20 protein-coding genes are annotated in these 18,863 nt (G+C 53.1%); 1 reads left to right on the top strand and 19 read right to left on the bottom strand.

Annotated features, from left to right (window positions below):
• The 7 genes from E5C26_RS00175 to pstS form a co-directional block, all read right to left on the bottom strand.
• Nucleotides 1-714 carry an amino acid ABC transporter permease gene (locus E5C26_RS00175; RefSeq protein WP_135314561.1) on the bottom strand — a complete coding sequence of 238 codons (714 nt, stop codon included), beginning with the start codon at nt 712-714 and terminating at the stop codon, nt 1-3.
• A gap of 78 nt (nt 715-792) precedes the next feature.
• On the bottom strand, nt 793-1,632 hold the full coding sequence (locus E5C26_RS00170; protein WP_135314560.1) for an ABC transporter substrate-binding protein: 840 nt from the start codon (nt 1,630-1,632) through the stop codon (nt 793-795).
• Between the two features lie 168 nt (nt 1,633-1,800).
• On the bottom strand, nt 1,801-2,535 hold the full coding sequence (phoU, locus tag E5C26_RS00165; protein ID WP_012004492.1) for a phosphate signaling complex protein PhoU: 735 nt from the start codon (nt 2,533-2,535) through the stop codon (nt 1,801-1,803).
• 11 nt (nt 2,536-2,546) lie between these two features.
• A complete protein-coding gene (gene pstB, locus E5C26_RS00160; protein ID WP_135314559.1) occupies nt 2,547-3,323 on the bottom strand; it encodes a phosphate ABC transporter ATP-binding protein PstB in 777 nt (258 codons plus the stop codon).
• 48 nt (nt 3,324-3,371) lie between these two features.
• Nucleotides 3,372-4,262, bottom strand: coding sequence for a phosphate ABC transporter permease PstA (gene pstA, locus E5C26_RS00155; protein WP_135314558.1), 891 nt, complete (start codon nt 4,260-4,262; stop codon nt 3,372-3,374).
• A gap of 1 nt (nt 4,263) precedes the next feature.
• Nucleotides 4,264-5,220 carry a phosphate ABC transporter permease PstC gene (gene pstC, locus E5C26_RS00150; RefSeq protein ID WP_135314557.1) on the bottom strand — a complete coding sequence of 319 codons (957 nt, stop codon included), beginning with the start codon at nt 5,218-5,220 and terminating at the stop codon, nt 4,264-4,266.
• Nucleotides 5,221-5,312: 92 nt separating this feature from the next.
• Nucleotides 5,313-6,353 carry a phosphate ABC transporter substrate-binding protein PstS gene (gene pstS, locus E5C26_RS00145; RefSeq protein WP_135314556.1) on the bottom strand — a complete coding sequence of 347 codons (1,041 nt, stop codon included), beginning with the start codon at nt 6,351-6,353 and terminating at the stop codon, nt 5,313-5,315.
• A 217-nt stretch (nt 6,354-6,570) separates the two neighbouring features.
• Between pstS and E5C26_RS00140 the strand changes: the two genes are divergently transcribed.
• Nucleotides 6,571-6,954, top strand: coding sequence for a hypothetical protein (locus E5C26_RS00140; RefSeq protein WP_135314555.1), 384 nt, complete (start codon nt 6,571-6,573; stop codon nt 6,952-6,954).
• 48 nt (nt 6,955-7,002) lie between these two features.
• Here E5C26_RS00140 and glmS read toward each other — a convergent pair whose 3' ends face one another.
• The 12 genes from glmS to rsmG all read right to left on the bottom strand — a co-directional run bounded on the left by glmS (nt 7,003) and on the right by rsmG (nt 18,836).
• Nucleotides 7,003-8,832, bottom strand: coding sequence for a glutamine--fructose-6-phosphate transaminase (isomerizing) (gene glmS, locus E5C26_RS00135; RefSeq protein WP_135314554.1), 1,830 nt, complete (start codon nt 8,830-8,832; stop codon nt 7,003-7,005).
• Between the two features lie 154 nt (nt 8,833-8,986).
• Complete coding sequence (glmU, locus tag E5C26_RS00130; protein ID WP_135314553.1) at nt 8,987-10,357, bottom strand: bifunctional UDP-N-acetylglucosamine diphosphorylase/glucosamine-1-phosphate N-acetyltransferase GlmU; 1,371 nt, start codon at nt 10,355-10,357, stop codon at nt 8,987-8,989.
• 296 nt (nt 10,358-10,653) lie between these two features.
• Complete coding sequence (locus E5C26_RS00125) at nt 10,654-11,073, bottom strand: F0F1 ATP synthase subunit epsilon (RefSeq protein ID WP_004950490.1); 420 nt, start codon at nt 11,071-11,073, stop codon at nt 10,654-10,656.
• A gap of 20 nt (nt 11,074-11,093) precedes the next feature.
• A complete protein-coding gene (atpD, locus tag E5C26_RS00120) occupies nt 11,094-12,476 on the bottom strand; it encodes a F0F1 ATP synthase subunit beta (RefSeq protein WP_012004485.1) in 1,383 nt (460 codons plus the stop codon).
• A gap of 32 nt (nt 12,477-12,508) precedes the next feature.
• A complete protein-coding gene (atpG, locus tag E5C26_RS00115) occupies nt 12,509-13,372 on the bottom strand; it encodes a F0F1 ATP synthase subunit gamma (protein ID WP_012004484.1) in 864 nt (287 codons plus the stop codon).
• Nucleotides 13,373-13,430: 58 nt separating this feature from the next.
• Entirely contained in the window at nt 13,431-14,972 is a 1,542-nt protein-coding gene (atpA, locus tag E5C26_RS00110) for a F0F1 ATP synthase subunit alpha (protein ID WP_012004483.1), read from the bottom strand.
• A 12-nt stretch (nt 14,973-14,984) separates the two neighbouring features.
• Complete coding sequence (gene atpH, locus E5C26_RS00105; RefSeq protein WP_135314552.1) at nt 14,985-15,518, bottom strand: F0F1 ATP synthase subunit delta; 534 nt, start codon at nt 15,516-15,518, stop codon at nt 14,985-14,987.
• A 14-nt stretch (nt 15,519-15,532) separates the two neighbouring features.
• Complete coding sequence (gene atpF, locus E5C26_RS00100) at nt 15,533-16,003, bottom strand: F0F1 ATP synthase subunit B (RefSeq protein ID WP_004950476.1); 471 nt, start codon at nt 16,001-16,003, stop codon at nt 15,533-15,535.
• A 57-nt stretch (nt 16,004-16,060) separates the two neighbouring features.
• On the bottom strand, nt 16,061-16,300 hold the full coding sequence (atpE, locus tag E5C26_RS00095) for a F0F1 ATP synthase subunit C (RefSeq protein ID WP_004093904.1): 240 nt from the start codon (nt 16,298-16,300) through the stop codon (nt 16,061-16,063).
• A 49-nt stretch (nt 16,301-16,349) separates the two neighbouring features.
• Nucleotides 16,350-17,171: a F0F1 ATP synthase subunit A gene (gene atpB, locus E5C26_RS00090; protein ID WP_135314551.1), complete on the bottom strand. Its 822-nt coding sequence runs from the start codon at nt 17,169-17,171 to the stop codon at nt 16,350-16,352.
• 20 nt (nt 17,172-17,191) lie between these two features.
• Nucleotides 17,192-17,575 (bottom strand): F0F1 ATP synthase subunit I, encoded by a 384-nt coding sequence (atpI, locus tag E5C26_RS00085; RefSeq protein ID WP_037421253.1) that lies wholly within the window; start codon nt 17,573-17,575, stop codon nt 17,192-17,194.
• Between the two features lie 640 nt (nt 17,576-18,215).
• Nucleotides 18,216-18,836 carry a 16S rRNA (guanine(527)-N(7))-methyltransferase RsmG gene (rsmG, locus tag E5C26_RS00080; RefSeq protein WP_135314550.1) on the bottom strand — a complete coding sequence of 207 codons (621 nt, stop codon included), beginning with the start codon at nt 18,834-18,836 and terminating at the stop codon, nt 18,216-18,218.
• Nucleotides 18,837-18,863: the final 27 nt, after the last annotated feature.

Raw genomic sequence — 18,863 nt, 5'->3', positions numbered from 1 at the left:
TTAATGCCCTCTCAGCGGTTTACGCTGCTGTCGCCACATGCCCCAACCTTCCAGCAGGGCAATGATGGCAATATACAGCACCGTCGCCACGCCAAACGCCTGGAAGGTGCGTAACGTCTCGGTCTCCACCTGGCGCGAAGCGTAGGACAATTCGGCAACGCCGATCGCCATGGTCAATGAGGAGTTTTTGATCACATTCATATACTGGCCCAACAGCGGCGGCATGGCGATTTTCAGCGCCTGCGGCAATATCACGTAACGCATCGCCTGCCAGCCGGTTAACCCCAGTGCGTTGGCCGCATATTTTTGCCCATCGGCAACGCCACGGATGCCGGAGCGGATCTCTTCAGCAATAAAAGCACTGGAATACAGCGTCAGGCCGAAGAAACCGGCAAGAAATTCAAACGACGGCCACGCCAATGGGCCTAGCTGATGTGAAGTGTTGAGCCACTGCATGGCGGCAGAAGGCAGGATCTGCCCGGCGGCGAAATACCAAAAGAACAGCTGCACCAGCAACGGCGTGTTGCGAAACAACGAGCTATACCCCACCGCCAACCAGCGCAGTGTCCACAGGCGGCTGTCACGCATGGCGGTCAGTAAAAAGCCCAACAGCGTGGCGGCCAGGCTCGCGCAGGCGGAAAGCCACAACGTCAGCAGGAAACCCCGCCACAGCCAGCTTAGGTATTGTGGCGCCAGCAGCCAGTCCAGATCCATGGTCAATCCTTGTCTTGAAAAATGCGTCAGGGGCGCAGCAAGCTGCGCCCCTCCAAACAGATTTCAGCCCCGTGCAAATCAGGCCTTCGGCTGTTGATCCAAAGGCGCGATTTTGAAGTCGCCACGCGGCTGCGCGGTTTTGGTTTCCGGGCCAAACCAGCGATTGTAGATCTTCGCCGCTTCACCGTCTTTTTCCAGCTTGATCAAGGTGTCATTAACGCTGGCAGTCAGGCGATCTTCACCTTTGGGAATACCCACCCCCTGGTACTCTTTGGTGATACTGAACGGCGAGATTTCGAAGTCCGCTTTCTGTGCCGCCGGCAGATTACCGAGCAGGCCCACCAGCTTGGCGTCATCCTGGGTGATCGCCTGCACGTTACCGTTGCGCAGCGCCACGAACGCCAGTGGAGTGTCGTCGTAAGAGATCACTTTGGCCGTCGGGTAATGTTCACGCAGGGTAATTTCCTGCACAGTGCCTTTGTCCGCACCGATACGCAGCTTTTTGATATCTTCCGGGGTTTTCAGCACGCCTTTATGGGCAATAAATTTCTGGCCGGTCGCGAAGTACGGCACGCTGAAGTTCACTTCCTTGGCGCGCTCGTCAGTAATGGTGAAGTTGGCGGCGATCAAATCGACCTTTTTCGCTACCAGCAAAGGAATGCGGTTGGCCGGGTTGGTGGCTCGCAGCTCCACCTTCACGCCCAACGCCTTGCCAATCGCATCGGCCACATCAACGTCATAACCCACCAGCTTTTTGCTTTGCGGATCGATATAACCGAACGGCGGATTGCTGTCGAACACCGCGATACGCACTACACCGGCTTTCTTGATATCGTCGAGTTTATCCGCATGCGCGGCACCGGTGGCGAGGCTGGTCAGGCTGGCTAACAACGTTAAAGCCAAAACGCGATGTTTCATGAGTTGCTCCTAAAGGGTTGATGTCCTGCTGATTGCTACGCTAGCAAGTCCCACTTAGGTCAGGAAATAATATAAAAAGCTATATTTATAACCTTTTTGTATTTAGGGGTTTTAAATAGCATAAAGGCGCAGTTTCCTGCGCCTTTATGAGGTCACGCTGGGGGAAGGTTACTCTTTTTCTTCGTCTTTACCGTCGGACGACAGCAGCTTTTCCAGCGCATCGCCACCGATATGACGGAAGTCCTGACCCTTCACGAAGTAGAAGATAAACTCACAGATGTTCTGGCAACGGTCACCGATACGCTCGATAGAACGGGCACAGAACAACGCAGTCAGCACGCTGGGAATAGTGCGTGTGTCTTCCATCATGTAGGTCATCAACTGACGCACGATGCCTTCATACTCCTGATCGACCTTTCTGTCTTCACGGTAAATTCGGATCGCTTCATCCAGATCCATACGCGCGAACGCATCCAGCACATCATGCAGCATCTGCACGGTATGACGGCCCAGCGACTCCAGGCTCACCAACAACGGCTGGTGCTGATGCGAGAACTTCTCCAGCGCGGTGCGGCAGATTTTATCCGCCACGTCGCCGATACGTTCCAGCTCGGAAATGGTCTTGATAATCGCCATCACCAGGCGCAGGTCGCTGGCGGTCGGCTGACGTTTGGCAATGATCCGCACGCAGGCTTCGTCGATCGCCACTTCCATCATATTGACCTTGGCGTCGCCTTCAATTACGCGCTTGGCCAATTCACCGTCCTGGTTATGCATCGCGGTAATGGCGTCAGTCAGTTGCTGTTCCACCAGCCCGCCCATGGTCAACACCTGGGTGCGGATGTGCTCAAGTTCTGCGTTGAACTGGCCGGAAATGTGTTTATTTAAATTCAGGTTATCCATGATGCATCCTATCAACCATAACGGCCAGTGATGTAGTCTTCGGTCTGTTTTTTCTGCGGCGCAGTGAACAGGGTATCAGTATCACTGAACTCGATCAGTTCGCCCAGATACATAAATGCCGTGGAGTCGGAACAACGCGCAGCCTGCTGCATGTTGTGGGTTACGATCACCACGGTGTAGTCAGACTTCAGCTCGCTGATCAGCTCTTCAATCTTGCCGGTGGAAATCGGATCCAGCGCCGAGCAAGGTTCATCCAGCAGTAATACGTCCGGACGAATAGCGATGCCGCGGGCGATACACAGACGCTGCTGCTGGCCGCCGGACAGGCTGTAACCGCTCTGTTGCAGCTTGTCCTTGGTTTCGTTCCACAGTGCAGCCTTGGTTAAGGCCCACTGCACACGCTCATCCATATCGGCACGCGACAACTTTTCAAACAGACGCACGCCAAAGGCGATATTGTCGTAAATCGACATTGGGAACGGTGTCGGCTTCTGGAACACCATACCAACCTTGGCACGCAGCAGGGCGATATCCGAGTTGTCGGTCAGGATGTTCTGCCCATCAAGCAGGATGCCGCCTTCGGCACGCTGCTCAGGGTATAACTGATACATCTTGTTGAAAGTGCGCAGCAGGGTTGATTTACCACAACCGGATGGGCCGATAAACGCAGTGACCTTGTTCTTGGCGATATCCAGCGTGATGTTTTTCAGCGCATGGAATTTGCCATAGTAGAAGTTCAGATCGCGTACCTGAATTTTGCTGCTGGAAGCGTCGTTAACCATACTCATCAAGACTTCTCTCTTTTCATCAGCGCCGCCATGGCCGCGCTCAAAATTTTATGAATGCTTTTGCTTGGCGAAAACCACACGCGCCAAGATATTCAGTAGCAGTACACACAGGGTAATCAACAGCACCCCTGCCCAGGCCAGTTCTTGCCATTCGGCGAATGGGCTCATGGCGAATTTGAAAATGGTCACCGGCAGGTTGGCGATCGGCTGCATCAGGTCGGTGCTCCAGAACTGATTCGACAGCGAGGTAAACAGCAACGGTGCGGTTTCCCCGGCAATACGTGCAATCGCCAGCAGCACGCCGGTGATAATGCCGGACACCGAGGCTTTCAGCGTGATGGCGGAAATCATGCGCCATTTCGGCGTCCCCAGCGCGTAAGCGGCCTCACGCAGCGTATCCGGCACCAGCTTGAGCATGTTTTCAGTGGTACGAATCACGATCGGCACCTGTAACAGCGCCAAGGCGATGATCCCGGCCCAACCGGAGAAATGCTGCATCTTCGCCACCACGATGGTGTAAACGAACAGGCCCACGACGATCGACGGTGCCGATAACAATATGTCGTTAATAAAACGGATCACTTCCGCCAGCCAGGATTTACGGCCGTATTCCGCCAGATAGATGCCGGCCATGATGCCCAGCGGCGTACCGAATACCGTTGCCCACATGATCAACAGCCCGCTACCGGCGATGGCGTTAGCCAGGCCACCCCCCGCGGTGTTCGGCGGCGGGGTCATTTCGGTGAACAGCGCCAGCGACATGCCGTCTATGCCTTTGGTGATGGTGGAGAACAAGATCCACACCAGCCAGAACAGGCCGAACGCCATGGTCGCCATCGACATAAACAGCGCCAGTCGGTTTTTCTGACGGCGCCAGGCCTGCATTTTACGGCGGCTTTCCAGCAGCGCCTGGTCGTTTTGCATTTCCATAGTCGCCACCTTAGCGCCCCTCATTCTTGGCCAGACGCATGACCATCAACTTCGACAGCGCCAGCACGATAAAGGTGATAACAAACAGAATCAGCCCCAGTTCCATCAACGCGGCGGTATGCACCCCAGATTCGGCTTCGGCAAATTCGTTGGCCAGTGCAGAGGTGATACTGTTGCCCGGCATATACAACGAGGCACTGGTGAGCTGATAGGTATTACCGATGATGAAGGTCACCGCCATGGTTTCCCCCAGCGCACGGCCCAGCCCCAGCATCACACCGCCAATCACACCATTCTTGGTAAACGGTAGCACAATTCGCCAGATCACTTCCCAGGTGGTGCAGCCGATGCCGTAAGCCGACTCTTTCATCATCACCGGGGTCTGTTCGAACACGTCGCGCATCACGGCGGCGATGTAAGGAATGATCATAATCGCCAGGATCACCCCGGCAGCCAGAATACCAATACCAAACGCCGGGCCGGAGAACAGTTCACCAACAATCGGGATACCGGACAGCACGTCGCCCACCGGAGTCTGGAAATATTCGGCAAACAGCGGGGCGAACACGAACAGGCCCCACATGCCATAAACGATACTCGGGATCGCCGCCAGCAACTCAATGGCGATACCCAGCGGGCGTCGCAACCAGTTTGGCGCCAGTTCAGTCAGGAACAACGCGATACCAAAGCTGACGGGAACAGCAATAATCAGTGCAATCACCGAGGTGACCACGGTTCCGTAAATGGGTACCAGAGCACCAAACTGTTCGGCAGGCGCGTCCCACTCTTTGGTCCACAGGAAGGCGAAACCGAATTTCTGTATGCTTGGCCAGGAGGCGAAGATCAGCGAAACAATAATGCCGCCCAGCAACAATAGGGTAATCAGCGCTGCCAGTTTAACCAGCGCGCTGAAGATGACGTCACCATTTTTACTCGGTGCTTTCATGGTCGGCTTGTACTCAGCCATAGATCACTCTCTGTTTTAACCCTGGCAGGCCCAACATGGGTTAGACCCTGAAAAACTGAGTGGGGCGCGTGCTAGCACGCGCCCCTGCGTTGTTAGTACAGCGCTTTACCGGAACTGTCTTTTACGTTGGTTTTCCATGCTGCACGCACCTGCTCGACAACTTCTTTCGGCAGAGTGGCGTAATCCAGGTCATTAGCCTGCTTGGCGCCAGTTTTGTACGCCCAGTCAAAGAACTTCAGCACTTCGGTGCCCTGAGCCGGGTTTTTCTGCTCTTTGTGCACCAGGATGAAGGTGGTGGAGGTGATTGGCCAGGCGTTGTCGCCTTTCTGGTTAGTCAGATCCTGTGCGAAGGTTTTGCTCCAGTCCACACCTTTAGCGGCGGCGCTGAAGCTCTCTTCTGTCGGGCTAACCGCTTTGCCGTCGGCAGAAATCAGCTTGGTGTAAGCCAGGTTGTTCTGCTTGGCGTAAGCGTATTCTACGTAGCCGATAGAACCTGGCAGACGTTGTACGAATGCCGCGATACCGTCGTTACCCTTGCCGCCCAGACCGGTTGGCCAGTTGACGGTAGAGCCTGCACCAATTTTCTCTTTCCATTGGGCGTTGGCTTTAGACAGGTAGCTGGTGAACACGAAAGAAGTGCCTGAACCGTCAGCACGACGCACAACGGCAATGTTCTGATCCGGCAGTTTAACGCCTGGGTTCAGCTTGGTGATCGCCGGGTCGTTCCACTTCTTCACGTTACCCAGATAGATATCGCCCAGCGTTTTACCGTCCAGGATCAGTTGGCCGGATTTGATGCCCGGGATGTTAACTGCCAGTACCACACCACCGATCACGGTAGGGAACTGGAACAGGCCATCAGCAGCCAGTTTGTCATCAGCCAAAGGTGCATCAGAAGCACCAAAGTCAACAGTGTTGGCGACGATTTGCTTCACGCCACCCGAAGAGCCGATGCCCTGATAGTTAACTTTGTTGCCAGTTTCTTTCTGATAAGAATCTGCCCACTTGGCATATACCGGAGCGGGGAATGTCGCACCTGCACCGGTCAGGCTAGCAGCAGCGAACGCGGACACGGCGGTCAGGGAGAAAGTCGCTGCCACAATACTGGCGACGGTGGTACGCATCAGTTTCATAATCCCTCCTAATGGGATATTTAAAAATCGACTTCAAGTCGTTTTCATCAGAGTAAGTATTGCTGCAGGAGGGAAAATAGGACAGTTTGGTGACAGTAAAATGTACGAAATATGACAGTTATATTACAGCGCACCAATAGTGCAATTAACATCTTGATTAGGTTATTCTTTCATCTGAAACATTCAATAATATCTTGCTCACGCAAAGGGATCTTCCATGAAAAAAACACTTATCTTGTCAGCGGTTAGCCTTTGTTTGCTGGCTTCAGCAAACGCCACGGCGTCAAATGAATATCAGCGCCTCAAGGAGGTAGCGGGAGACGATAGGGATGAAATCCTCGTTTGGAGCAGTAACTCCTCTGGCTATGCCATTTCTAATTATCAGCTAAGAGATTTAAACAACTTCAAAGAACAATTAAGGCTTCAGGAACAGACGATTAAGAAACTGGAAAGTAAGCTGAGCGATATGGAGAGAGTGAGCCAAAATCAGAACAGCGAGATCGGGAATCTGCAGCGCAAGTTACAAGAACAAGACAATAATCAACGCGAAATCAGCAATCTGAAAAGCTCGCTGCAAGAGATAAGTAACAAGATAAAATAGTAAAAAAGCCGGCGCAGTGGCCGGCTTTTAGAGATTAACAGCAGCGAGTTACTCTACCGTGACAGACTTCGCCAGGTTGCGCGGCTGGTCAACGTCAGTGCCTTTGATCAGCGCCACGTGGTAAGACAGCAACTGTAATGGCACGGTGTAGAAGATCGGTGCCACGATATCTTCCACATGCGGCAGTGGAATAATCGTCATGCCTTCACTGCTGACGAAACCGGCATCCTGATCGGCGAACACATACAGTTGGCCACCACGTGCACGTACTTCTTCAATGTTGGACTTCAGCTTCTCCAACAGTTCGTTGTTCGGCGCCACCACGATCACCGGCATATCGGCATCGATCAACGCCAACGGGCCGTGCTTCAACTCACCGGCCGCATAGGCTTCCGCGTGAATGTAGGAGATCTCTTTGAGCTTCAGTGCGCCTTCCATCGCGATTGGGTACTGATCGCCACGGCCGAGGAACAACGCGTGATGCTTGTCGGAGAAACCTTCCGCCAGCGCTTCGATGCTCTTATCCATCGACAGCATCTGTTCGATACGTGCCGGCAACGCCTGCAGGCCGTGCACAATGTCATGCTCAACGCTCTCAGCCATGCCTTTCAGACGGCCCAAACGCGCCACCAGCATCAACAACACCGCAAGCTGGGTAGTAAAGGCCTTGGTGGAGGCAACACCGATTTCAGTGCCGGCCTTGGTCATCAGTGCCAGATCGGATTCACGTACCAGTGAAGAACCGGCCACGTTGCACACGGCTAACGAACCGAGATAACCCAGCTCCTTCGACAGGCGCAGTGCCGCCAGCGTATCGGCGGTTTCACCGGACTGCGACAACGTAATGATCAGACTGCCCGGACGCACGGCAGATTTGCGATAGCGGAATTCGGATGCAATCTCAACGTCGCAAGGCACGCCAGCCAGAGATTCGAACCAATAGCGCGCAACCATGCCGGAGTGGTAAGAAGTCCCACAGGCAATGATCTGCACGTGCTGTACTTTCGCCAGCAACTCATCGGCACGCGGCCCCAACTCACTCAGGTTGATCTGACCATGGCTGAAACGCCCTTCCAGGGTGTTCTTCAGCGCCAGCGGCTGTTCGTAGATCTCTTTTTGCATGTAGTGACGGTAAGCGCCTTTGTCACCGGCGTCATACTGCACCTGGGATTCGATTTCAGGACGCTCAACGGCGTTGCCCTGCTTATCGAAAATGTTGACGGTGCGGCGAGTCATTTCCACCACATCACCTTCTTCCAGGAAGATAAAGCGACGGGTTACCGGCAATAACGCCAGTTGATCGGAAGCCAGGAAGTTTTCACCCACGCCACGGCCGATAACCAACGGGCTACCGGAGCGCGCTGCCACCAGCACGCTTGGGTCACGGCTGTCCATCACCACAGTGCCGTATGCACCACGCAACTGAGGGATCACGCGCTGAACCACTTCCAGTAAAGTACCGCCCTGACGTTGCTCCCAATGCACCAGGTGAGCAATCACCTCGGTGTCGGTTTCAGAGCTGAAGTGGTAACCGCGTTCAATCAGCAGTTCACGCAGCGGTTCGTGGTTTTCGATGATGCCGTTATGCACCACCGTAATGTAATCAGAAACATGCGGGTGCGCGTTAGCTTCGGTAGGTTCACCGTGCGTTGCCCAGCGGGTGTGAGCAATACCGGTGCCCCCATGCAATTCATGTTGTTCAGCGGCTTCGGCCAGTTTGTTGACTTTGCCTACGCGGCGTAAACGGCTGACGTTGCCTTCAGCATCCACCACCGCCAAACCGGCTGAGTCGTAGCCACGGTATTCAAGACGGCGTAACCCTTCCAACAGAATCTCTGCAATATCACGTTGCGCTACTGCGCCTACAATTCCACACATCAGTTGTATTCCTAATTAAACGCCTTTCGGGGCGCTTTCGATGTCTTGACCTGATTTTGCCGGTTTTTACCGTGCATCCCCGAGCCTGTAGAGATTGGGGATTATTATGTTTTGTATTGGGCTCTCAAGCAGAGCCCAACGCAAAACAGACGGGTTACTTCTTCTTGACCGGGCGCTGCCAGCCCTGGATATGCACCTGCTTGACACGGCTCAGTACCAGTTCGTCCTCGCCGATATCACGGGTCACCGTCGTGCCTGCGGCAATGGTAGAACCTTTGCCGACAGACACTGGCGCCACCAGTTGGGTATCGGAACCGACAAACACCCCGTCGCCGATAATGGTTTTATGCTTATTGGCACCATCGTAGTTACAGGTGATGGTACCGGCACCGATATTCACATCGTCGCCAATCTCGGCATCACCCAGGTAGCTCAGATGACCCGCTTTAGAGCCTTTGCCCAAGCGCGCCTTTTTCATTTCGACGAAGTTGCCAACGTGAGCCCCCACCGCCAGCTCAGCACCTGGACGCAAGCGGGCAAAGGGACCGACTGTACATTCCGCTGCCAGCACGGCATCTTCCAACACGCTGTACGGGCTGATTTCGCAGTCATCGCCGATCACGCAGTTTTTCAACACGCAGCCGGCACCGATTTTCACCCGATCCCCGAGCTTGACTGTGCCTTCAATAATGACGTTGGCATCAATAGAGATGTCGCGGCCGTGCACAAGTTCCCCGCGCAGGTCAAAACGCGCCGGATCCAGCAGCATTACACCGGCCAACAGCAATTTTTCAGACTGTTCTGCCTGATAGATGCGCTCGAGACGCGACAGTTGCAGACGGTTATTTACGCCTTCCACTTCACTCAGGCGTGACGGATGCACGGCTTCAATTTTCTTGCCGTCGGCATGGGCCAGCGCAATGATATCGGTGATGTAGAATTCACCCTGTGCATTTTCGTTATTCAGCATCCCCAGCCAGCGCTTGAGATCGCGGCCGTTGGCCACCAGGATACCGGTGTTGATTTCATTGATTTGGCGCTGGGCTTCGCTGGCATCTTTATGCTCAACAATCCCCACCACCTGGTCGTTCTCACGTACGATACGACCGTAACCGCTAGGATCAGCCAGCTTCACCGTCAGCAGGCCAATGCCGCCCTGTGGCTTCGCGGCCAGCAAACGCTGCAAAGTATCGACAGAGATCAGCGGGACGTCGCCGTACAGCATCAGCACGTCTTCATCATCGGCAAAATGCGGGGCCGCCTGCTGCATCGCATGGCCGGTACCCAATTGCTCAGCCTGCAGCACCCAGTTCAGTGCGCCGTCGGTCAGGGTATTTTTCAGCAAGTCGCCGCCATGGCCGTACACCAGATGGACGTTTTTCGCGCCCAGTTTCATCGCGGCATCAATGACGTGCTGCACCATCGGCTTGCCGGCCAACGGATGTAACACCTTGGGAAGATCGGAATACATGCGTGTTCCCTTGCCCGCGGCGAGGATCACCACACTCATTGCGCTGTTCGACATAAGCAACCTGATAACTCCATTTTAATAGACGAAAGTAGAACCCTTTAGTGACGATATTACTACATATTTCTCTGCACGAACCCAGCGCAGGCCTTGGGGCACTAAGCACGCCGAAGTTAACGCTCAGTTAACCCGACCGCGGGGAGAACTGTCGGCGATCGGCGACATTTCCAGCCGCTATTGAAGGTTATACCTCACAATGCCTGCCGGGGTATCAGGCTTATTTTAAAACAAAAAAAAAGCGACCCAATAGGCCGCTTTCTTAATTTTGACTGCGTTATGCACGCGCCAAAATATTACATCGATCTTCTGGTGAGCTCGATAACGCGCAGTTTTGCGATCGCTTTCGCCAGTTCTGCAGATGCCTGAGCATAGTCGACATCGCCATGAGAGCTACTGATATGTTCTTCAGCTTTACGCTTGGCTTCAAGCGCTCTCGCTTCGTCGAGGTCCGTTCCACGGATAGCAGTGTCAGCCAGCACGGTGACCACGCTCGGTTGTACCTCAAGGATACCGCCGGACAGGTAGATGAACTCTTCTTCACCGTGTTGTTTAACAATGCGCACCATGCCAGGCTTGATGGCAGTCAGCAGCGGCGCATGACCAGGGAAAATCCCCAGTTCGCCTTCGCTACCTGTCACCTGGATCTTTTGCACCAGGCCGGAAAACATATGTTTTTCCGCGCTGACTACATCCAGATGGTAAGTCATAGCCATATCACCCTCCTCTCAAGACGTTACAGTTTCTTGGCTTTTTCCACTGCTTCTTCAATGGTGCCAACCATGTAGAACGCTTGTTCAGGCAGGTGGTCATAGTCGCCGTCCATAATGCCTTTGAAACCACGGATGGTGTCTTTCAGCGATACGAACTTGCCCGGAGAACCGGTGAAGACTTCTGCCACGAAGAACGGCTGAGACAGGAAGCGTTGGATTTTACGCGCACGGGATACGACCAGTTTGTCTTCTTCAGACAGCTCGTCCATACCCAGGATTGCGATAATATCCTTCAGTTCCTGATAGCGTTGCAGAATGGACTGCACGCCACGCGCTACATCGTAGTGCTCCTGGCCAACTACCAACGGATCCAGCTGACGGCTGGTGGAATCCAGCGGGTCAACGGCCGGGTAGATACCCAGAGAAGCGATATTACGGCTCAGTACCACAGTTGCATCCAAGTGAGCAAAGGTGGTGGCTGGTGACGGGTCAGTCAAGTCATCCGCAGGGACGTAAACGGCCTGTACGGAGGTGATTGAACCGGTCTTGGTAGAGGTGATACGTTCTTGCAGAACGCCCATCTCTTCCGCCAGCGTTGGCTGATAACCTACCGCCGATGGCATACGGCCCAGAAGTGCGGACACTTCGGTACCGGCCAGGGTATAACGGTAGATGTTATCAACGAACAGCAGAACGTCACGGCCTTCGTCACGGAATTTCTCAGCCATGGTCAGACCGGTCAGAGCAACGCGCAGACGGTTACCCGGTGGCTCGTTCATCTGGCCGTAAACCAGGGATACTTTGTCCAGTACGTTGGAGTCGTTCATTTCGTGGTAGAAGTCGTTACCCTCACGAGTACGCTCACCCACGCCCGCAAACACAGAATAACCGGAGTGCTCGATCGCGATGTTACGGATCAGCTCCATCATGTTTACGGTTTTACCCACACCCGCACCACCGAACAGACCGACTTTACCCCCCTTGGCGAACGGGCAGATCAGGTCCATTACCTTGATACCGGTTTCCAGCAGATCCTGGGAGTTGGCCAAATCTTCGTAGCTTGGCGCCGGACGGTGAATCGCCCAACGTTCTTCTTCGCCGATATCACCCTTCATGTCGATTGGTTCACCCAATACGTTCATGATACGGCCCAGGGTAGCTTTACCTACCGGTACTTCAATTGGGTGGTCCAGGTCAGTGACTTTCAGACCGCGACGCAGACCATCAGAGGTCCCCATTGCGATACAGCGAACCACGCCACCGCCCAACTGTTGCTGAACTTCCAGCACCAGCTTATTGGCACCGTTTTCTACCTCAAGAGCGTTGTACACTTTTGGTACGGCATCCTGAGGGAACTCGACGTCCACTACGGCGCCGATTACCTGGATAATCTTTCCAGTAGCCATCTTGAATCCTCTACGTAATTCGTAAACCTAGCTTAAACCGCGGAGGCTCCCGAAACGATCTCGGTGAGTTCCTGAGTGATGCTGGCCTGACGAGCCTTGTTGTATACCAACTGCAGCTCTTTGATCAGGCTACCGCCGTTATCGGTTGCGGCTTTCATCGCTACCATTCGTGCGGCCTGCTCGCTGGCCAGGTTTTCCACGACGCCCTGATAAACCTGAGATTCCACATAGCGACGCAGCAAGGTATCAAGCAGCACTTTTGGATCGGGTTCATACAGGTAATCCCAAGATTTTTTCTTCAGCTCACCGTCTTCGGCAGGCGGCAACGGCAGCAGCTGAACGATCTGTGGTTCTTGGGACATCGTATTGATAAATTTGTTACTGACAATGTACAGCTTGTCCAAACGACCTTCGTCGTAGGCTTGCAGCATCACTTTCACCGGTCCGATCAGCTCCGACAGGGAAGGGTTATCCCCCATGCCGGTGACCTGGGCAACCACGTTGCCACCCACGGAACCAAAGAAAGAAGCGGCTTTAGAGCCAATCAGTGCCAAATCAGTTTCGACACCTTTTTCGGACCAGCCTTTCATCTCTGCCAACAGCCGCTTGAACAGGTTAATGTTCAAGCCACCACAGAGACCACGGTCAGTAGACACCACCAGATACCCGACGCGCTTAACATCACGCTCATCCAGGTACGGGTGCTTATATTCCAGATTACCCAACGCAAGGTGACCAATCACTTTGCGCATGGTCTCTGCATAAGGACGGCTGGCCGCCATGCGTTCCTGCGATTTACGCATTTTGGAGGCGGCGACCATTTCCATCGCTTTAGTGATCTTTTGCGTGTTTTGCACGCTCGCGATCTTACTACGTATCTCTTTTGCGCCGGCCATGTCTGCTTCTCCTCATTGCCAGACGGCCTGCTGTCTTTCAACTGCAGGCCGCTGAGCGTTACCAGGACTGGGTTTTCTTGAAGGTCTCGAGGATGCCTTTCAGCTTGCCCTCGATCTCATCGTTGAAATTGCCAGTTTGGTTGATGTGGTTCAGCAACTCGGCATGCTCGCGGTCTGCGTAAGCAACCAGCGCGGCTTCGAAGCTCACGACTTTCGCGACTTCAACGTCGTTCAGGAAGCCACGTTCTGCGGCAAACAGCACCAGAGACTGTTGTGCGACGGACATCGGCGCATACTGTTTCTGTTTCAGCAGCTCGGTCACTTTCTGACCGTGGCTCAGCTGTTTGCGGGTTGCATCATCCAGATCGGAAGCGAACTGAGAGAACGCAGCCAGTTCACGATACTGTGCCAGCGCGGTACGAATACCACCGGACAGTTTTTTCATGATCTTGGTTTGCGCTGCACCGCCCACACGGGATACGGAGATACCCGGGTTAACTGCCGGACGAATACCGGAGTTAAACAGGTTGGATTCCAGGAAGATCTGACCATCGGTAATCGAGATTACGTTGGTCGGAACGAACGCGGAAACGTCACCCGCCTGGGTTTCAATGATCGGCAGAGCCGTCAGTGAACCGGTTTGGCCTTTGACTTCACCTTTGGTGAAAGCTTCAACGTATTCGGCGTTAACACGCGCAGCACGCTCCAGCAAACGGGAGTGGAGATAGAATACGTCGCCTGGGTAAGCTTCACGACCTGGTGGACGACGAAGCAGCAGGGAGATCTGACGGTATGCAACGGCCTGTTTGGACAGGTCATCATAAACAATCAGCGCATCTTCACCGCGGTCACGGAAGTATTCACCCATCGCACAACCGGCATATGGCGCCAGGTATTGCAATGCAGCGGATTCAGACGCGGTAGCAACCACAACGATGGTGTTTGCCAGTGCGCCGTGCTCTTCCAGTTTGCGCACCACGTTAGCGATGGTGGACGCTTTCTGGCCGATAGCCACGTAAACACATTTGATGCCGGAATCGCGTTGGTTGATGATCGCATCGATCGCCAGGGCAGTTTTACCTGTCTGACGGTCACCGATCACCAGCTCACGCTGGCCACGGCCGATTGGGATCATGGCGTCAACAGATTTGTAGCCAGTTTGAACCGGCTGATCTACGGACTGACGCTCGATAACACCAGGGGCAATAGCTTCAACCGGGGAGAAACCGTCGTTATCAACCGGGCCTTTACCATCGATAGGTGCGCCCAGGGTGTTAACTACACGGCCCAGCAGGCCACGGCCAACCGGAACTTCCAGAATACGGCCGGTACATTTTACCTTCATGCCTTCGGCCAGATCCGCGTACGGACCCATGACCACAGCACCTACGGAGTCGCGCTCCAGGTTCAATGCGATTGCGTAACGGTTGCCTGGCAGTGCGATCATTTCGCCCTGCATAACTTCGGCCAGACCGTGTACGCGGATGATCCCGTCACTGACGGAAACAATAGTACCTTCATTGTGAGCTTCGCTCACCACATTGAACTGAGCAATGCGCTGCTTGATCAGTTCGCTGATTTCGGTGGAATTCAGTTGCATGCTCCAGTCCCCTTAAGACTGCAAGACGTCTGTCAGGCGTTCAAGACGACCGCGAACGCTGCCATCAATCACCATATCGCCAGCACGGATAATTACGCCGGCCAGTACAGACTTGTCAATTTTGCAATTCAGCTTAACTTTGCGTGACAGACGCTTTTCCATCGCAGCGGCAATATTAGCCAGCTGTTTGTCGCTTAGTGCGCTCGCAGAGAGCACGTCGACTTCGACGGTGGATTCCAGCAAGGCGCGCAGTTCGATGAACTGCTGCAGCACCGCAGGAAGAACCAGTAAACGTCCATTTTCGGCCATTACACGGATAAAGTTCTGGCCATGTTCGTCGAGTTGTTCGCCACATACCGCGATGAACGTTCTGGACAGCGTCTCCGGTGCGACAGCACCAGCCAGCAGTTCAGAAATCTGTTCATTGCGAGTGACATCAGCCGCAAACGCCAGCATATCCTGCCAGCGATCCAAGCTTTGATGCTCAACGGCAAAGTCAAAAGCTGCTTTGGCGTAGGGGCGAGCTACAGTTACAAATTCAGACATCAGCCCCTCCCTCCTTACAGTTCAGCGACCAGTTTATCAACGATGTCGCTGTTAGCAGCTTCATCCACGGAACGTTCGATGATCTTCTCGGCGCCGGCAATTGCCAGCATCGCGACTTGCTTACGCAACTCTTCACGAGCGCGCTTACGTTCGGCTTCGATCTCAGCCTGAGCCTGCGCCACGATTTTGTTACGTTCCTGCTCGGCTTCGGCTTTCGCTTCATCCATGATCTGAGCTTTGCGTTTGTTTGCTTGCTCGATGATCACCTGAGCTTCTGCCTTGGCAGTTTTCAGCTGGTCGGTCGCATTGGCTTGCGCTAAGTCCAAATCTTTTTTGGCACGTTCTGCAGAAGCGAGACCGTCAGCAATTTCTCCCTGACGCTTCTCGATGGCTGCCATGATCGGCGGCCATACGTACTTCATGCAGAACCAGACAAACAGAACGAACGCGATGGCCTGGCCGAGGATTGTTGCGTTAAGATTCACAGCACAATGCCTCTTTAAAAGTTAATAGTGTGGTTTCAGTGTAGAGAAATTCTCTACTTACGCGACAGCAAACATCACGTACAGACCCAGACCAACAGCGATCATCGGGATGGCGTCAACCAGACCCATAACGATAAAGAACTGTGTACGCAGCAAAGGAATCAGGTCAGGCTGACGTGCAGCGCCTTCCAAGAATTTACCACCCAGGATGCCGATACCGATCGCAGCACCGATTGCCGCTAAACCCATCATCACAGCGGCAGCCATGTACAGCAGATCCATACTCAGGTTTTCCATGACAGTCTCCAGTTTGTTTCAGTTTAAAAGTACAAGTGTTTTAAGAAAATCAGTGCTCTTCAGATGCCATCGAGAGATAGACAATCGTCAGAACCATGAAAATAAAGGCTTGAAGCGTAATGATCAGGATGTGGAAAATAGCCCAAGGCACATTCAGAAGCCACTGTGACCACCACGGCAACAAACCGGCAATCAGGATGAAGATCAACTCACCCGCATACATGTTGCCGAACAGTCGCAGGCCCAGTGAAACAGGCTTGGACAGCAGGCTGACACCTTCAAGAATCAGGTTGATTGGAATGAATAACGGATGGTTGAACGGCTGCATGGTCAACTCTTTAACGAACCCACCAACACCTTTCATTTTGATGCTATAGAACAGAATCAGGATAAATACGCCCAACGCCATCGACAGTGTAATACTCACGTCTGCGGTAGGAACAACACGCAGCGCCGGCAAACCAAACACATGTTCGCCAATAAACGGCAGCAGGTCGATTGGCAACAGATCCATCATGTTCATCAGGAATACCCAGACGAACACGGTCAGCGCCAGCGGAGCAATAACCTTGCTCTTGCCGTGATACATATCACGAACGCTACTGTCGACGAAGCCCATGATAAGTTCGACGGCAGTTTGAAGTTTCCCCGGTACACCGCTGGTGGCTGTATTGGCTACTTTCTTGAAGATAAACAAGAACAGCGCGCCCAACACCACAGAGAAGAACAATGAGTCAATGTTCAACGTCCAGAATGTCGGATTACCAGAGTGTGGTTCAACTAACTGAAAAGTACGCAGATCCAACTGAAGGTTATTCAGGTGGTGGCTGATATAGTCCTTTGCAGTCCCATTTTCTCCAGATGCAGACATGATGCCTCTTACCCTTTTAGTTAAGTTCGGTAACTGTTAATCACGGCCGGTGCCACTATCTGCACCACTAACACCGCTAAATAGGTCAGGCCAAGCGGTATAAACGCCGCTTTAAACACCCCAAGCGCCACGATCAACAAAACTATGGTGATCAGGACCTTTAATCCCTCGCCGATGGCGAACGACCAGGCAACCCGACCGGGTGCCGGCGTCTGCGCCTGATGGCGCAAGGCAAACAGCATAAACATGGTACTCGGCAACCAGGCAGCGAGACCGCCTGCCAGCGCCGAACCGCTCCATTCCAGGCTTTTCAGACCGAAAGCAGCGCTGATCAGAACAAAAGTCATTAACTGCAGAAACAGCAATTTGCGAGCAACTTTTCCGCTGTAAAGGGACACAGACATGACGTTTGTTCTCTCCGTACCCCTGAGGAGGTATGCTGAGTGACGTATAAAACTTTCTTTACTGCTCTGAGTCAAGCAGCAAAAAACGAGCAAATTATACGGGGCATACCAACGAATTCAATCGATAAGTAGCGAAAAGGTGAACAATTATTTAAATTTCCCCATTTCAGGCTATTTTCACAAGAAAACGGTCGGAATAATAGAGCTCATTTAATTGTCTGATTATTCCAGCGTTACAGCAAGAAACGTGTAGTTGCTCACAATAATACCTATTTCTGATTTATAGCCCACGGCCAGCCAAAGCGTCTTTAGCAAATCGGGCGATCAAAAAGATATTATAAATCAGAATATTACAAGTTAACTGTTCAAAAACAATCCGTCTACCCGCTAAAAACCTTTTATTGACAGCTTCAGGGATAATATTCCAACAGCTAATTAACATTAGCAGCAAAGCAAGATCCTTCACTTATGGTTGCTAACGCAACTATTACGATCTGCAATTACCCTATTGTCGCCAATTGGTGGCTATTTTTGTGTTAATAAAAAGTAAATTAACTAAAAAAACCACCGACTAATTAGCCTGCTTACTTTAACTATTGGCACTATCTTTTAATTCACGCTTACTTGATCAAAAACAAACTCAGTTTGCCTTAAGAACGACCAGATGACGTTCACCTTCAAGTTCCGGCACCTGCAGACGAACGACCGACTCCAACTCGATACCTTCCGGCAACTGCGTCAGCTCTTCGTCTGGGCGCACTCCTTTCAGCGCGTAGAAACGCCCCTGCCCTTTTGCCGGCAAATGATGACACCAGGACAGCATGTCCTGCAGCGAGGCGAAGGCACGGCTGATGACACCGTCAAACGGTGGCTCGGCAGGGAACTCCTCGACGCGGCTCTGAACCGGCTCAACATTGGTCAAACCCAGTTCATGCTGTACCTGACGCAGAAAGCGTACACGCTTGCCCAAGCTGTCCAGCAAGGTGAAATGGGAATCAGGGCGAACAATCGCCAGTGGAATGCCTGGCAGGCCAGGGCCGGTGCCTACGTCGATAAACCGGTTGCCCTGCAGATGCGGGTTGACCACGATGCTGTCGAGAATATGGCGAACCAGCATTTGCTGCGGATCGCGCACCGACGTGAGGTTATACGCCTTGTTCCACTTATCCAGCATGCCGACATAGCCCAACAGCTGCTGTTTTTGCTGATCGGGAAGCGTAATGCCTGCCGCTTTGAGCAACGAATCCAATTTTTTCTGCACAATGAGTCCTTAGACTGGCGCACAACG

Source organism: Serratia proteamaculans (assembly GCF_004684015.1).
Taxonomy (GTDB): domain Bacteria; phylum Pseudomonadota; class Gammaproteobacteria; order Enterobacterales; family Enterobacteriaceae; genus Serratia; species Serratia proteamaculans_F.
This window is presented reverse-complemented; position numbering and strand designations above follow the sequence as displayed.

What these genes read in the sequence shown, in the direction of transcription:
- E5C26_RS00175 (WP_135314561.1), bottom strand. Translation starts at nt 714, where the DNA reads ATGGATCTGGACTGGCTGCTGGCGCCACAATACCTAAGCTGGCTGTGG.
- E5C26_RS00170 (WP_135314560.1), bottom strand. Translation starts at nt 1,632, where the DNA reads ATGAAACATCGCGTTTTGGCTTTAACGTTGTTAGCCAGCCTGACCAGC.
- phoU (WP_012004492.1), bottom strand. Translation starts at nt 2,535, where the DNA reads ATGGATAACCTGAATTTAAATAAACACATTTCCGGCCAGTTCAACGCA.
- pstB (WP_135314559.1), bottom strand. Translation starts at nt 3,323, where the DNA reads ATGAGTATGGTTAACGACGCTTCCAGCAGCAAAATTCAGGTACGCGAT.
- pstC (WP_135314557.1), bottom strand. Translation starts at nt 5,220, where the DNA reads ATGGCTGAGTACAAGCCGACCATGAAAGCACCGAGTAAAAATGGTGAC.
- pstS (WP_135314556.1), bottom strand. Translation starts at nt 6,353, where the DNA reads ATGAAACTGATGCGTACCACCGTCGCCAGTATTGTGGCAGCGACTTTC.
- E5C26_RS00140 (WP_135314555.1), top strand. Translation starts at nt 6,571, where the DNA reads ATGAAAAAAACACTTATCTTGTCAGCGGTTAGCCTTTGTTTGCTGGCT.
- glmS (WP_135314554.1), bottom strand. Translation starts at nt 8,832, where the DNA reads ATGTGTGGAATTGTAGGCGCAGTAGCGCAACGTGATATTGCAGAGATT.
- glmU (WP_135314553.1), bottom strand. Translation starts at nt 10,357, where the DNA reads ATGTCGAACAGCGCAATGAGTGTGGTGATCCTCGCCGCGGGCAAGGGA.
- E5C26_RS00125 (WP_004950490.1), bottom strand. Translation starts at nt 11,073, where the DNA reads ATGGCTATGACTTACCATCTGGATGTAGTCAGCGCGGAAAAACATATG.
- atpD (WP_012004485.1), bottom strand. Translation starts at nt 12,476, where the DNA reads ATGGCTACTGGAAAGATTATCCAGGTAATCGGCGCCGTAGTGGACGTC.
- atpG (WP_012004484.1), bottom strand. Translation starts at nt 13,372, where the DNA reads ATGGCCGGCGCAAAAGAGATACGTAGTAAGATCGCGAGCGTGCAAAAC.
- atpA (WP_012004483.1), bottom strand. Translation starts at nt 14,972, where the DNA reads ATGCAACTGAATTCCACCGAAATCAGCGAACTGATCAAGCAGCGCATT.
- atpH (WP_135314552.1), bottom strand. Translation starts at nt 15,518, where the DNA reads ATGTCTGAATTTGTAACTGTAGCTCGCCCCTACGCCAAAGCAGCTTTT.
- atpE (WP_004093904.1), bottom strand. Translation starts at nt 16,300, where the DNA reads ATGGAAAACCTGAGTATGGATCTGCTGTACATGGCTGCCGCTGTGATG.
- atpB (WP_135314551.1), bottom strand. Translation starts at nt 17,171, where the DNA reads ATGTCTGCATCTGGAGAAAATGGGACTGCAAAGGACTATATCAGCCAC.
- atpI (WP_037421253.1), bottom strand. Translation starts at nt 17,575, where the DNA reads ATGTCTGTGTCCCTTTACAGCGGAAAAGTTGCTCGCAAATTGCTGTTT.